7 protein-coding genes are annotated in these 15,485 nt (G+C 48.4%); 4 read left to right on the top strand and 3 right to left on the bottom strand.

What is annotated here, in order from left to right:
• Positions 1 to 92 precede the first annotated feature (92 nt).
• Both pdxA and DVG78_RS02240 read left to right on the top strand, forming a co-directional pair.
• The gene (pdxA, locus tag DVG78_RS02245; protein ID WP_114459430.1) at positions 93 to 1,178 is read left to right on the top strand and encodes a 4-hydroxythreonine-4-phosphate dehydrogenase PdxA; all 1,086 of its coding nucleotides are present in this window, start codon (positions 93 to 95) and stop codon (positions 1,176 to 1,178) included.
• Between the two features lie 120 nt (positions 1,179 to 1,298).
• Positions 1,299 to 2,186, top strand: a complete 888-nt coding sequence (locus DVG78_RS02240) for a YicC/YloC family endoribonuclease (RefSeq protein ID WP_114459429.1) — start codon at positions 1,299 to 1,301, stop codon at positions 2,184 to 2,186.
• A gap of 36 nt (positions 2,187 to 2,222) precedes the next feature.
• Here the strand turns inward: DVG78_RS02240 and DVG78_RS02235 are convergent, their stop codons facing one another.
• From DVG78_RS02235 to DVG78_RS02225, 3 genes are all read right to left on the bottom strand, one after another.
• Positions 2,223 to 3,200, bottom strand: coding sequence for a 3-hydroxyacyl-CoA dehydrogenase family protein (locus DVG78_RS02235; protein WP_114459428.1), 978 nt, complete (start codon positions 3,198 to 3,200; stop codon positions 2,223 to 2,225).
• A 168-nt stretch (positions 3,201 to 3,368) separates the two neighbouring features.
• The gene (locus tag DVG78_RS02230; protein WP_147276962.1) at positions 3,369 to 8,969 is read right to left on the bottom strand and encodes a 3-coathanger stack domain-containing protein; all 5,601 of its coding nucleotides are present in this window, start codon (positions 8,967 to 8,969) and stop codon (positions 3,369 to 3,371) included.
• 286 nt (positions 8,970 to 9,255) lie between these two features.
• Entirely contained in the window at positions 9,256 to 12,873 is a 3,618-nt protein-coding gene (locus DVG78_RS02225; protein WP_114459426.1) for a PAS domain S-box protein, read from the bottom strand.
• A gap of 314 nt (positions 12,874 to 13,187) precedes the next feature.
• Here DVG78_RS02225 and rsmA point away from each other — a divergent pair, with 314 nt between their 5' ends.
• Together rsmA and mgtE are read left to right on the top strand one after the other, a co-directional pair.
• On the top strand, positions 13,188 to 14,063 hold the full coding sequence (rsmA, locus tag DVG78_RS02220) for a 16S rRNA (adenine(1518)-N(6)/adenine(1519)-N(6))-dimethyltransferase RsmA (protein ID WP_229598106.1): 876 nt from the start codon (positions 13,188 to 13,190) through the stop codon (positions 14,061 to 14,063).
• A 71-nt stretch (positions 14,064 to 14,134) separates the two neighbouring features.
• Entirely contained in the window at positions 14,135 to 15,484 is a 1,350-nt protein-coding gene (mgtE, locus tag DVG78_RS02215) for a magnesium transporter (RefSeq protein WP_114459425.1), read from the top strand.
• Position 15,485 lies beyond the last annotated feature (1 nt).

Genomic DNA, 15,485 nt, shown 5'->3' with positions numbered 1-15,485 from the left:
TTTATTGATTTTTGGGGTTGACGTGGCAAAAACGGCAAATATTTATTTGTAAAATCCGCCCGTTCCTCTCAAATCTAATTTTTTGATGCATCATGAGCGAATCAAATCTTGATAAACCTGTCATTGGCATAACCATGGGTGACTACAACGGCGTAGGACCTGAAGTCATTCTTAAAGCACTGTATAACAACCAATTAAACCGCATTTGTATCCCTGTCATTTATGGCTCCATGCGCCTTCTGAACCGCTACCGCAACCAGATGGACATGAAGGACTGGAACTTGTTTGGCCTCCAAAAAATTGAGCAGGTAAACCCAAAAGTCACCAACGTCATCACCTGCTGGCCCAATACCGACGAGGATATTCAGCCCGGAAAAGTAACGCCCGAAGCAGGAAAAGGGGCTTTTGAAAGCTTAAAACGGGCCATGGAAGACCTGAAAGCGGGTAAATTAGACGCGTTGGTAACGGCTCCTATCAATAAAAACAACATCCAAAACGACGAGTTTAAATTTCCGGGTCATACCGAATACTTAGCCGAAGCCTTTGACATCAAAGAGCCGCTTATGTTTATGGTGAGCGACGTGCTGCGCGTTGGGGTCGTAACGGGCCACGTGCCGCTGTCGGAAGTAGCGAGCCAAATCACCAAAGAAAAAATTGTCGTCAAACTTCAGGCCATGCTCAAGTCGCTGCGCGGCGATTTTGGCATCCGTAAACCTCGGATTGCCGTGCTAGGGCTAAATCCTCACGCGGGCGAAAACGGGCTTTTGGGTTCGGAAGAAGAGGAAACCATTACACCCGCACTGAAAGAACTGCGCAACAAAGGGCAACTCATTTATGGGCCGTACCCCGCCGATGGTTTTTTTGCCGCCCAAACCTACCGCAAGTTTGATGCAGTATTGGCGATGTACCACGACCAAGGGCTTTCACCGTTCAAAACCATTGCTTTCAGCGAAGGCGTCAACTTTACGGCAGGTTTACCCATCGTTCGCACTTCGCCCGACCACGGCACTGCTTACGACATCGCGGGCAAAAACCAAGCCGACGAAACCTCCATGCGCCAAGCCATTTATACCGCCTGTGACGTAGTGAAGCACCGAAAAGAACAAGCCGAACTCGAAAAAAATGCGTTGAAAAAGAATCCAGTTGTTGAAAAAATGACGTCGCAGGAGGAGAAGTAAGGAGTTGCAAAACTTCTTCATGCGTATTCTTCTGCGATTGAAAAATCATAAAAATTTACTTCTTATTACCGACAGCGCGGGCGGCCCCCTACTCGCTCCTGTTTACTCGCTCTTAAAATTATGCTGAAATCAATGACCGGCTACGGAAAAGCCACCTTCGAATCAGAAAGCATTTCGGTCACGGCCGAAGTGAAGTCCCTGAATTCCAAATTTTTAGATATTTACTGTCGTATTCCGCGTAATTATTCAGAGCGAGAAATCGAAATTCGAAACCTCATCACCCAAGCCCTCGAACGCGGCAAAGTAGAGTTTAACCTCACCGTTACACCCGTAGGACAGGGTGGCTCGGGCACCATCGTCAACCGCGCGCTGGTGAAAGCCTACTACCGCGATTTGCACCAAACCGCCGAGGATTTGGGCTTTGCGCCCGTGCCTACCGACGTGCTCCGCATGGCGCTCATGATGCCCAATACCTATCTGACCGACGCCACCACCGAAGACCAACAAGTCGCGGATTTGGCGTTGATTCAAAAAACGGTACACGAAGCCCTCAAAAAATGTACTGAATTTAGAATGCAAGAAGGCGTCGCGCTCAATAAAGCCTTCAAAGATGGTATTCAGAGAATTACTGATATACTTATCGAAATTGAGGAATTAGACAAATTTCGCATTCCGGGTGTTCGTGAACGGCTCCGCAAAAACGTCCGTGATTTACTCGGCGATGAATCGTTTGACCAAAATCGCTTTGAGCAGGAACTCGTGTATTACATCGAAAAATTTGATATTTCTGAGGAAAAAGTTCGTCTCAAAAACCACCTCACGTATTTTATCGAAACCCTCCAAAGCAAAGAGAGCAACGGCAAAAAACTCAATTTCATCTCTCAGGAAATCGGCCGTGAAGTCAACACCATCGGCTCCAAAGCCAACGACTCTGCCATTCAACATTTGGTGGTGCAAATGAAAGATGAATTGGAGAAAATAAAAGAACAAACGGCCAATATTATTTAAGCAATCCGCAGTAGGGAGTGAGTATTTGTACCCAACTTACTCCTTACTTTTTAGCTTCTTTTTGACCACGTCGGCGGGGTATTTGAGCGCAAGTTCACGAATTTCGTAACTAAAGGCTTCGAACGTTTCGCGCCACAACTGGGCTTCTTCGGGCGTATACGAGTAAAATCCGTGGGCATTTGCCACACCCTTACCACCCGCTTTCACGATGTCGTCAATCAACGCAGGCACTTCGGTACTTGTGCTTAGGGTGGGAAACAAATCTTTCAGCACCGTATGGTAGGCGGGTACCCCCGTCAAATCCATCCAACGAAAAGGCCCGACCAAGGTCATCCAATACCCCCCGTTGTTACGGCAGGCACGGTCTACATCTTCGACCGTGGCGTAGCCATTTTCGACCAGATTAAACGCTTCCCGGTACAGCGCATACATGAGGCGATTGCTAATAAACCCACGAATATCTTTACGTACAAGCGTGGGTTCTTTACCCCATAAATGCGAAAGTTCGTATAACCACTCCCCTTTCGATTCATCGCTCAACTCACCGCAAATCACCTCCAAAAAACGCGTTGTGTGGGAAGGTTCGGCCCAATGCAGCCCCAAAAAACGCTCAGGATGACGTACTTCTTTTTGTAAAATACTGATGGGAATCGCCGACGTATTGCTCGTAATCACGGCCTCTGTCGACACCACAGCCTCTATTTTTTCGTAGACGGATTTCTTGATAGAAAGATTTTCTAGCGTACATTCAATCACCAATTGACAATCCACAAGCGCACCATATTCTTCTGTAATCACCAGTGCTTCAAAAAAATGATCGGGTGCTTGCGTGGTTAGGCCTTCTTCTAACGATTTTTTGAGGTGTTCATGGATGCGTGGGTGCGCCGTGGGCACATCCAGCGGAAGCGGCGCCACGGCCACCACTCGGTGTCCAGCCAATAACAAACAAGTTGTGATGCTGCAGCCCATCAAGCCGAGTCCAACGACTCCTACAGAAAATTGAGAAGGGTTCATAGTTTTTTAAAATTCCAATAAAATTAAGCCTTAAGAGTTCTCAATATAAGTGGTAATATGCTTAAGATAAAAGCGATTGGCCACAAATAAACAATCCCTTTGGCAAATTGCACGACGTCAGATTTGTCATGCTTTCACCAAAGGGATGAGAAGGTATTTGACAGTAGTTTATTTTTGGTTCAAACTTTCTTCCGAACCTGCTGATGCCGGAACTGGAGTTGAACAATCACCGATGACTGCCAGAAAGCTATTGCCAGTGGCTGAAAAACCAGGGGATAATATCACAGAATTGGTGGCCTGATACACCACCTTCGCACCTGAAATCTGGTTGGTTGCCGTAATCTTACCCGCCACTTTCAACACCGTGCCCGAGGTAATAGGCTCCGTCACCGTCAGATTAGGAGGTCCGCTGCTGCCCGCACTCTGACTTTCGTACACGCCCATGTCGGCTATACCTATTCCAATCGGAAAAGGACGTGCATTGCCGTCCAAATCTACATTTGGTGCACCTGCATTATTGCCCGAGTTGATGGCTGGTGAACAAATCTGCAAATGATAATCACCCAACACACCCATGGGGGCTAGTCCTGTAGGATTAGGGTTGACAAACAACGGATTCAGGTTCAAGTTGCCCGTACCCATATAGCCTCCCTCCACTATACTGTTGGTGATGTTGCTGCCAGCGGTGGATTGCAGCGGCGTATTACCCCACAAAATACTGTTCTGAATCGTCGTTGTCGCATTGGAGTTATAAACACCACCCACGTTATTACTGCCATCTTTGTTGGAAGCAATGGTACAATTCATTAATGTAGGCTGACTATGGTTGACATACAGCCCCGCCCCTAGTCCTTTGTTAATGGCAAACAATACATTTTCAAAATACGGTTGGCTTCCGCCCAACACGTACACCCCACCCCCGAAAGTGGCTTCATTACCGAAAATAACGCTTTGGATAATATGGAGATGAGAACTGTCTCGCAGAAGCATCCCGCCGCCGCCGATGGCTCGGTTGTCAGTGACAGTACAATTGATAATAAGCCCTTTACTCTTCTCAATTGCCAAAATACCTCCTCCTGAGGCCTGAACACTAGGGTCTTCCAAGTTATTAGTCTGGTTGCCAGCGAAGAATTCAGCAAAACCTCTTACGACTTGAAATCCGTCGAGTTGGGTGGTGTCATTGGTAGCCTTAAACAAAACGACGTGGTACGTATTATCATCTGGGACGATGGTACCAATCTCGCCGCTGAGGATGGTCAGATTGATTTTCCAGTTGCGTTCTTCAAGGAGGGTTTCGGTACCAACAAATCCGCCGAATACTTTGACGCCCGATGGAATGGAGAAAACATCTTTGCGCAATGTGCCAGGCTTGTAAGTACCCTGCGCCACCCAAACCTGCACCGTACTTGCAGAAGCTTGCAGGGCTGCGGCGGCGGTCAGTCCTTGTTGCAAGGAGGCGAAGGCTTTGCTCCAACTACTACCATCCTGTCCAGGAGCGTTGTTGGCCACATTGACATAAATTATGCTGGTAGAACTGGGTAAAACCGTCACAATAAACTCCGTTGACTTGTCACTTTGGCAAGTTACACCGAGGCGGGTTTGTTCACAACGGGCATAATAAGTGGTAGTTTGCAAGGGACTGACTGGCATAGAAACGGGAGCATCATCAGCTGCTTGGAACCACCGCAACGTGAAACCCGGCCCAGTACATCCAGTGCCCGTCAGGTTAATGGAACTGCCAGCATTAATGGTATCGCCCGCCGCCACGAGGGGCACCGCAGGATGCAAAATATAAATCTTAACCGTATCCAAGCCCCCCTGACACACATTACCCCCGGGGTCGTTGCTCATAGCGCCAAAACTCAGGCTATCCAGCATTTTTCCAGCCGCATTGAGCACAAACTTGGCGTTGGGGCTCGTATCTGGGCCCACAAACGTACCGAAAGCGACATTTTTCTGCCATACCATCTGAGTAGCCACTCCAGAAAGTGTAGCACTCAGATAAATCGTATCCATACTACAAACGGCTTGGTCAGGACCTGCATTGACTATCGACGCGGGGTCGTAAGTGATGATGACCGAATCGACAGCGGCTTTGCAGATGCCATCGGGGTCGTCGGTGGTTAATTTCAGCTTCACACTTCCCGCCGTGATTTCGCCAGGTGTTGGCGTATAGGTGGCGTTAAGTGTAGTATTGTTGGGGGTAAAAATACCCGCACCGCCGCTCCATGTCGCTACCGTAGCCGTACCGCCCTTGCTACCAGCTAAGGTAACGGTCGGACTGCTTGAACATACTGTTTGATCGGCTCCTGCCTCAACCGAGGCGGCTCCGTGTTCAATATAAATCTTAACCGTATCCAAGCCCCCCTGACACACATTGCCCCCAGGGTCGTTGCTCATAGCGCCAAAACTCAGGCTATCCAGCATTTTTCCAGCCGCATTGAGCACAAACTTGGCGTTTGGACTCGTATCTGGGCCCACAAACGTACCGAAAGCGGCATTTTTCTGCCATACCATCTGAGTAGCCACCCCAGAAAGCGTAGCACTCAGATAAATCGTGTCCGAATCGCAAACGGTTTGGTCAGGACCCGCATTGATTATCGACGCGGGGTCGTAAGTGATGATGACCGAATCGACAGCGGCTTTGCAGATGCCATCGGGGTCGTCAGTGGTTAATTTCAGCTTCACACTTCCCGCCGTGATTTCGCCAGGTGTTGGCGTATAGGTGGCGTTAAGCGTAGTATTGTTGGGGGTAAAAATACCCGCACCGCCGCTCCATGTTGCTACCGTAGCCGTCCCGCCCTTGCTGCCAGCTAAGGTAACGGTCGGACTGCTTGAACATACTGTTTGATCGGCTCCTGCCTCAACCGAGGCGGCTCCGTGTTCAATGTAAATCTTAACCGTATCCAAGCCCCCCTGACACACATTGCCCCCAGGGTCGTTGCTCATAGCGCCAAAACTCAGGCTATCCAGCATTTTTCCAGCCGCATTGAGCACAAACTTGGCGTTTGGACTCGTGTCGGGCCCTATGAACGTACCGAAAGCGACGTTCTTCTGCCAAACCATCTGAGTAGCCAAACCCGAAAGCGTCGCGCTCAGATAAATCGTGTCCGAATCGCAGACGGTTTGGTCAGGACCCGCATTGATTATCGACGCGGGGTCGTAAGTGATGATGACCGAATCGACAGCGGCTTTGCAGATGCCATCGGGGTCGTCAGTGGTTAATTTCAGCTTCACACTTCCCGCCGTGATTTCGCCGGGGGTTGGCGTATAGGTGGCGTTAAGCGTAGTATTGTTGGGGGTAAAAATACCCGCACCGCCGCTCCATGTTGCTACCGTAGCCGTACCGCCCTTGCTACCAGCTAAGGTAACGGTCGGACTGCTTGAACATACTGTTTGATCGGGTCCTGCCTCAACCGAGGCGGCTCCGTGTTCAATATAAATCTTAACCGTATCCAAGCCCCCCTGACACACATTGCCCCCAGGGTCGTTGCTCATAGCGCCAAAACTCAGGCTATCCAGCATTTTTCCAGCCGCATTGAGCACAAACTTGGCGTTGGGGCTCGTATCTGGGCCCACAAACGTACCGAAAGCGGCATTTTTCTGCCATACCATCTGAGTAGCCACCCCAGAAAGCGTAGCACTCAGATAAATCGTGTCCGAATCGCAAACGGTTTGGTCAGGACCCGCATTGATTATCGACGCGGGGTCAATGGTTACCGTACCTTTAATAGTATCGGATAAGCAACCATTTGCATTCTTGAGTTGTAGATTATACGCAATAGAAGGCAAGGTGGCACCGCCACTAAGATTGACCGTAATCGAAGAAGGCGCTGCTGCTAAAACTACATCGTTGACCGAAGTAATCCCGGGTCCAGAAATTGAATAACTTATGGGGCTGCCAGTCGTAGCCGTGTAAGGAATGGTGAACGATTTTGTTCCCTGACAAATATTAAGAACAGTACCCGTAGTAAGGGTAATCGGGGTTGTACAGTTTACCTGCGCAAGCGCAAGGTCGGCTTGCAAAAGCCCGTGGCCAGTACGGTAATCAAAGCCCGTTTGGAAGCCCGCAATATCGGGGTCGTCCATGTCTATGGTCGAGTTTTCCATCACGGTTTTGATTTGATCAGGCGTAAGTGGCGATTGCCCATTGCGCGACTGAATCATCAAGGCCGCTACTGCCGCAGCATGGGGACCGGAGGCCGAAGTACCGAAAAAATTACGGAATGTGTCGGTATCTTCGGGGATTTCCCTTCCAAAGAAGGAGGTATTTCCGCCATCAGGTCCCGTAATCTCAGGTTTGTCGTATATGATCGGGACAGGCAAACGGTTTCCGTCATCGTCAAACAGGATGGGCGTACCGCCAAGAGATGAAAACGCTTCAATCACGGGTGGGTTGACCCCATAAGCTGGGGTTCGAAACCACGGTGCGGCACCGACCGATATAGCTCCTGGAGTATTGGGATGCCCAACGAGAGTAGAGGCATTGATGCCCGGCACGGCCGCATTGCCAAAAGTAAGCGGCAATCCATTGGTGTAAATGACAATGCGCAAATTTTGAGGTGCCGGACCCGAAGTATGCCGAATTGCCAGATTTCTGGTTCCTCCGGAAGTATTTATTCGTAGCTGCTCTATCGGATCCAGGCCAATATTATTGACAGGAGGCGACACGACAGGAACTGTACCAGTCGCATCATACCAAAAAATATCCATATCAGTCTGCGCGCCCGCTCCCCCGCTTACCGAAGGGAAAGGCTCATCCCATTGAAGAACGACGGTATAGGTAGCGGCGGCTAACCCCGTTATCTGCAACATGTATACGTCCGGATCTCCAGGTGCCGCAAAGTTATGGGCAGCAACATTCCCCGCAGTTACCCCTGGAAATGTAAAGGAACCGGCTCGAAAGGAATTGGCATAAGCCGCTCTGGCGTGATTGCCTGCAAGTGAAAAATACGTAACTCCAGCAGCTTTGACGGTGTTGACGGCTTGGGCAATGAAACCATTTTGAAAGAACGGCTCGGCAAAATAAAAAACGTCATCGACGATGACCTTACTGCCCGCATCTTTTAGGGCAATGATGTTGTTGGCAAAACCGGCCTGTCCGCCCACAAAAGCAGTAGCAAATGCTTTGGTGGCTCCAGGGGCTACATCGTGTACTATTTCTATCATGGCCCTCCCTTCATCACTGCCACCGCTGGATAATTCTGCCAATACTTCCACGGGGTTTGTAAAGCCGTTGGGATTACCGGGACCGGGCAATTCCCCATTGGTAACCCCTGCGGCAGCCCCTCCCAAGTTATTGTAACTATCAGATAGCACACCGACTTTGACACCTGCCCCATTTACCCCGTAGGTAACGCGCGCCAGATGGCTTTTCATGGCCGTATCTCCCTGAGAGACCACCGCCCCGTGGCCTGGCTTATACTCAGCAGTAGCCTTTCTCATTTCCTCCACATTCTCCAGTTCTTTTAACCGCGAAACAGGTACCGAAATGGTCACCGTAAACTTAGTGGTTACTATAATATCAAAATTTTTGGCTCTTAATTCATTCACCAAAACCTCCGAACCAGTTTTAGCAAGTAACCGTACCACTACATTCCCTTTAGCATCGTACATGATTTGATCAAAGACCATCTGATCTCCTTCCGTTTGAATAGGAATAAACCCTGGGAGCAGTCTTTGCAACTCATAACTAAGCTTACTTGCGGGATTTTGGGCAACACTCGCCAAACTATATAAGCAGAATAATAATAAAAGTAACCTTTTCATATTTTGAGGTTTAGAGTTTAACAATCGTGAAGTGAATAAGCTAAAAATTAGCGCTGGAAAGTAGGGATTATATACCTAAAAACAATAATAGCATTTTTTTTATTAAAATATAACTTAAACAAGGTTTTATTGAACCCATTTGGAATAAAAAATACCGCCAATGCTTCATTTCTGAAGTTGGCGGTGTCTATTGGGGCTAATTTATCTTCTTTTTTGCCTTTAGCGAAGTGTTTTCACCCCGAATCCATTTGCCGTTGGAGGGTGTTCTCACCCCCAATCCATTTTATTATTTCTGCGTAAATTCTTCCAAAATCGTCTGGTATTCCTTCAAAAACACCTTGAATTCCTGCTCCAATTTTGGCAAATCTTCGCCTAACGTGCTCGTATCGTTGGTTTTTAATTTTCCTTCGCCAATGCGGGCAATTTCGGCTACGCGCGCTACACCGATGGTGCCCGCGCTTCCTTTGAGCGTGTGCAGGTTGCTTTTTACCGTTGCTATGTCATGGTCTGCAAATGCCGCCACGGCTTCATTGACCAACTCGGTAGCCTCGGCAACGAAATCTTCAAAAATGGAACTGACCAACTCCATGCCGCCCAGTTGGCGCAATTGTCCGACAATCTCTATATCAACGATGGGCAATTGAAGCTCCTGCGCAATCTCTTTTTGCTTTTTCTGCAAAACTACCCCCTCCTGAAAAGTTTTGCCCGCATCAATGATTTCCTTTACTTTTTGAATCAACACCTGCGCCCGAATCGGCTTAGGCACGTAGTCGTCCATCCCCTGACTCAGAAAGCGCTCGCGGTCTTCTTTCATCGAATAGGCCGTCATGGCCACGACCGTCGGTAGCTTGGTGCCAAACAGCTCGCGTAGGCGCTGGGTGGTTTCGATGCCGTCCATGTCGGGCATCTGAATGTCCATGAATATGGCGTTATAATACGGTCCAGCCGAAGCTAAATTATCATCCACCAACTGAATGGCCTGCTTGCCGCTTTCAGCGGTATCGACCACACACCCCGATTTTTTGAGGATTTCACTCGCTACTTTTCGGTTCACGAAGTTGTCATCCACCAACAAAAGTCGGGGGTGAAAATCGCTAAAGAAATTCTCAAATCTAATCTCCTGATTGTCGGCTTTTTGCTGGGTCGGACTAATCATCGTTTCTTTGGTTTCAAACGTAAACCAAAAAGTACTGCCCCGATCCACGTTTGACTCCACCCCGATTTCGCCCTTCATCAGGCGGCAAAGCTCCTTTGAAATGGCCAATCCCAGCCCCGTTCCGCCAAAGGTTTTGCGCGAGGAAGTATCGACCTGACTGAAGGCATTAAACAGCAGGTTCAAGTTTTCGGTCGAAATCCCAATCCCCGAATCTTGCACTTCAACCTTGATTTTATGGAATTTCCCTTTCGTCCAGACCGACGACACCTTGAGTTTTACCGCGCCGTTTTCCGTAAATTTAATGGCGTTTGAGGTCAAATTAGAGAGAATTTGCAGCAGGCGCGTTTGATCCCCGATGATAAACTGCGGCAGGTTTTCGGCAAAATGATAGCTGAGCGTATTATTTTTATTGCGGGCAGTTTGGGCAAACAACGCCGTCAGTTTTTCAAATATTTCTTCCAAAGCCACGGGGGCTTCATTGAGCGCCATTTTGCCCGCTTCGATTTTCGACAAATCCAGAATATCGTTCAAAATATTGAGCAACGTACCCGACGAGCGGCGCATGGTCAGGATATAATCTTTCTGTTCGGGATTCAGCGGGGTTTCGTTCAGCAAATCAATCATCCCGATGATACCGTTCATGGGCGTTCTGATTTCATGGCTCATGTTGGCCAAAAACCGTTCCTTTACTTTCAAGGAGCGCTCTGCTTCTTCTTTGGCTTTGACGAGTTCTTCTTGATTACGTTTTAATTCGGTGATGTCCCGCGCCAAGGCCGCCACAATGGGTTCTCCTTCTTCGTCGCGCAGGAGAAGCATATTAAACATAAACTGTCGAACGGTGCCGTCTTTGATACGCAACTCAGCCTCAAAATTTCGCAGGCTTTTATCCCGACGAAGCCGCACAAGCGCCGCATGAATACGGCCTTGGTCTACGAAATAATCGGTAATATTTGTTCCCATCGCTTGCTCAATGGTGTAGCCCGTGCGTTTGAGTACGGAGGGACTAACCATCGTGATTTTGCCGCTGCGGTCAGTACGTACGTATATATCCTGAAGATTCACGAAAATCCCCCGGAACTTCTCTTCGCTTTGCTGCATCGAGAGTTCGGCCAATTTGCGCGGGGTAATGTCGCGCGCCACGCCCGATACTTCTTCAATCACTCCTTCTTTGGGCTGAATCGGGTTCAAGCTGAATTCCAGCCACATATCACCTTCGCCGTTGCGGGTTTCTATTTTCATCTCAAATCCCTGAGGATTCCCCTTAAACGCCTGTCGGTAGCGCTCTTCCATCTGCCGACGGTTTTCGGTGGTCATCAATTGCCACCCCAAACGCTCGGTGGTGGTGTTGATGGCGGGCGTGGTACGAAGGTGCTGTTGCAAAAACGCCGAATAATTTTTATTGAATGACGTCAGTTGCAGGGCTTTATTTACCGACCAAATCAGGTAGGCACTGCTGTCAAAAATAGCATTTAGACGCGCCGTTTGGCGGTTCAAATCCGCTTCATTCTGCTTTCTGGCAATCGCCAACGCCACCTGTCCAGAGATAAACTCAAGCATCTCAAGATTTCGCGGGCGGTATTGATTGGGGTTTGAATACGATTTTACGCCAATGATTCCCGTGACCCGGTCGCCGATGCGCAAAGGGACACAGAGCAACACTTTGGGGATTTTTCCGTACATGTAAAGTCCTTGTTTTTCGGCCAGTTCTTCAATGTCTTTTTCGTACAAAAACAAAGGTTTATTGGCTCGAATCGCGTATTCGGTCAGTCCATTACCGATTTTACGTTTGGTAAATCGAACATTTCCTTTGAAATATTCATCCACGTAATACGGAAAATACATAAAGCTTTTGGTGGGGTCGTAGAGCGCAATGAAGAAGTTCCGGGCGTCGATTACTTTACCTAATTCTTCGTGGACCCGGGCGTAAAAATCGTCCAAATCCTGCGTTTTAATCATCCAGTTGGCAATACTGTAGTACAAACTCTGCGAACGCTCGGCCCGTACCCGGCTCGTGGCATCGTGGAGAATACAGCGAAAAGCCGTCGGTTTATCATTTTCGTAGCGGCAGGTCACACTCCCCGTGAGGTAAATCTTTTTGCGTTGTTTGCTCCAGAAAACGGTCTCAAAATCAGGCACTTTGTCCCCTTCTTCCACCCGTTTTAGCAGTTGAAGGGTTGCGTCTGCGGCATCGGGCCACAGCACGTCTTTGAGCGAAAGTGATACGAGCTCGTCTAGCTCATACCCAAGTCGCTCGCGCCACGCCCGATTCACAAACAAAAACCGACCGTCGAGCGACACCAATTGAATCAAGTCGCTGGTGTTGTCAATTAAATCCTGCAACTGTGCATTGGATTTATTGAGCGCATTGGTGACGCGCAGCTTGTTGGTCACATCTTCACCAATCAACGTAAAGTCGGCAACGTCTCCTGATTTTTTATTGATAATCAACGAATTGACCTGTACTCTCCTCAAATTCTTGTTTTTGGCCACCAGCGGAATTTCCCGAAACTCCGCCAATTGCCCACGTTCGAGCGATTCGTTCAAAAAAGCCTGTATTTCGTCTCTTTGTTCAGTTGCCAACAAATCTTCAAAAAAATTGAACCGTTGCAGGTCCTCCACTCCCCATCCCAGCATCCTGATGGTGTACGCATTGGCGTAGCGGATGGTTCCGCCAGGTGTGACGGTTAACCCAAAAAGGTTCAGTTGTTCAAGAAAAGGGTTCGATTCAATAATGATTGGGGTTTCCACAATGCGTTCCGATTTGTGATTTACAATGGGTGATTTTTGTTTGCCAATTTCCGGCCACTATTTTTCGTCATCCAACATTAAGGCAGCAAATTATTAAATTCTAACGTTGTTTGTGCTAGGGCAAGGTCGTTTATAAATAAAATCAATCATTTCTTGAAATTATACCAGACCATTTCAAGATTCAACCCACAGTTAAGCCAAGGGCAGAGAGGCCGCCTTAATACTTTGCGTCTTTGCGTGATTCAATTTAGCCAAAACTAACGTACTTTCGTGCCATAATCGCTTAAACAAGCCAATGGCTTGCCCCCAAAAGCATGAAAGTAAGACCCAAAAAACACTTAGGACAACATTTTTTGCGTGACCTAGACGCCTCAAAACGCATCGCTGATTTGTTGTCAGGACACGGAAAGTACGACACTGTGCTGGAAATTGGCCCCGGAATGGGCGTACTGACGCAGTTTATATTGCCAAAATCAGAATATTCGACCTACGTCATCGAAATAGACCGCGAGTCGGTCGCTTACCTGAAAATCAATTTTCCTGCCCTCGAAGGCCGCATCATTGAAGGCGATTTTTTGCGCATGAATTTGAAAGAATGGATAGAATCCGTAACCCAAAAAGACGCGAACGCAATTGACGGAGAATCGCCCAAATTTGCCATAATCGGCAATTACCCTTACAACATTTCGTCCCAAATCTTGTTTAAAGCACTGGAATACAAAGATTTCGTACCCGAAATTGTCGGTATGTTCCAGAAAGAAGTGGCGATGCGTATTGCTTCGCCCCCTGGGAAAAAAGATTACGGAATTTTGAGCGTGTTGTTGCAGGCCTATTACGACATTGAATATTCATTTTCGGTTCCGCCCGAAGCCTTCGAACCACCTCCAAAGGTGACTTCTGGCGTGATTCGATTGAAACGCAACGCCGTAACGCACTTGGAATGTGACGAAAAGAAGTTTATTCAGGTCGTAAAAGCAGGGTTTAATCAACGACGCAAAACCCTACGAAACGCCCTCAAACCCTTGGGAATTCAGTTTGACCATCCTTTGTTGGACAAACGGGCCGAGCAACTAGGCGTGGCAGAATTTGTATTGCTGACAAACTTAGTCACCACTCATAGCCAACCGACCGCCGACAAAAGCCCGCAGCTTGAGGCTGATAATCTATCGTTTGAAGAAGACCTTTTTTAGTCTAAAATCGTCCGGAGTCAACATTCCGTCTATTTCCCAAACTTACCCCACATCCTGACCATTGACGCGCAATGACGTTTGAGTTGACCAAAGAATACCTTGAGGAAATTGAAAAAGCCGTTGAAGCGCACGACGAAAAGTATCTGCGCGCGGCCATGGAGGAACTGTATCCGGCCGATATCAGCAGTATTTTGTACGAACTTGATACCGAGCAGGCGCATTATCTGTTTAGCTTATTGACGACGGAAATTGGGGCGGAGATTCTGGCCAACATCGACGAAGATGACCGACGACGCTTTCTTCAGGATTTTTCCTCCGTCGAAATCGCCCGTTACATCGAGGTATTTGACTCCGACGACGCCGTGGATTTGCTCAAAGAGCAACCCATTCAAATTCGCGAAGAGGTCATTGGTTTGTTGCAAGACCGCGAGCAAGCGCGTTTTATCATTGACCTGCTCCCCTACGACGAAGACGTGGCGGGGGGATTGATGCAAAAAGAGTTGGTCAAAGCCAACGCCAACTGGACGGTCAATGAGTGCATCGAAGAAATCAGAAAACAAGCCGAAGACGTTGAAAAAGTCTACGCCGTGTACGTGGTAGACGACGAACAAACACTTTTGGGGCTGATTTCACTCAAAAACTTGGTGTTGGCTCGCAAAAACACCAAAATCATCAACATATTCGACGAAGACATTCATTACGTCGAAACCTACCGCCCCGTAGAAGAAGTCACCGAAATCATGCAGCGCTACGACTTGGAAGCCATTCCCGTCGTCAACGTGCAAAAACGCCTGTTGGGGCGAATTACGATTGACGATATTTTGGACGTAGTGACCGAAAAAGCCGAAGAAGACATTCAGGCGATTTCGGGTATTACGGGTGAGGTCGAAGAAGACGACAGCCTTTGGGACCAAGTAAAGGCGCGTTTGCCGTGGCTCATCGTGGGCGTAATCGGCAGCTTGATGGCCGCCACGGTCATTCGCTTTTTTGAAGGAGAATTGACCAAAATTGCCGCGTTGGCCATGTTTATTCCCATCATGGGTTCTACGGGCGGCAACGTAGGCATCCAAACCGCTTCGCTCATCGTACAGGCCCTCGCCGACAAAACGGGTCTGGAAATAAGCTGGAAAGAACGTTTACTAAAAATAGTGGCCATTGCCGCCCTCAATGGTCTGATTATCGGCATTTTGGCGGGGGTCTACGTGCTAATTTTCAGCGAAACCCAGCTTTTCTGGGTGGTGAGTTTATCATTACTGGCCGTGGTGTTGTTAGCTTCTTTCATGGGGACCATTACTCCGCTGATTCTCAACCGCTTTGGCATCAATCCTGCCGTGGCTTCTGGCCCTTTCATCACCACCGCCAACGACCTGGTCGGCATTGGAACTTACTTCATGATTGCACATTTTTTGTTGAAGATATAGA

Source organism: Runella aurantiaca, from assembly GCF_003339505.1.
GTDB classification, from domain to species: Bacteria; Bacteroidota; Bacteroidia; order Cytophagales; family Spirosomataceae; genus Runella; species Runella aurantiaca.
Note: the sequence above shows the minus strand (reverse complement) of the source record. Positions and strands in the feature narration are given on the sequence as shown.

Coding starts and splice junctions, on each gene's coding strand:
- pdxA (WP_114459430.1), top strand. CDS start 93: ATGAGCGAATCAAATCTTGATAAACCTGTCATTGGCATAACCATGGGT.
- DVG78_RS02240 (WP_114459429.1), top strand. CDS start 1,299: ATGCTGAAATCAATGACCGGCTACGGAAAAGCCACCTTCGAATCAGAA.
- DVG78_RS02235 (WP_114459428.1), bottom strand. CDS start 3,200: ATGAACCCTTCTCAATTTTCTGTAGGAGTCGTTGGACTCGGCTTGATG.
- DVG78_RS02230 (WP_147276962.1), bottom strand. CDS start 8,969: ATGAAAAGGTTACTTTTATTATTATTCTGCTTATATAGTTTGGCGAGT.
- rsmA (WP_229598106.1), top strand. CDS start 13,188: ATGAAAGTAAGACCCAAAAAACACTTAGGACAACATTTTTTGCGTGAC.
- mgtE (WP_114459425.1), top strand. CDS start 14,135: ATGACGTTTGAGTTGACCAAAGAATACCTTGAGGAAATTGAAAAAGCC.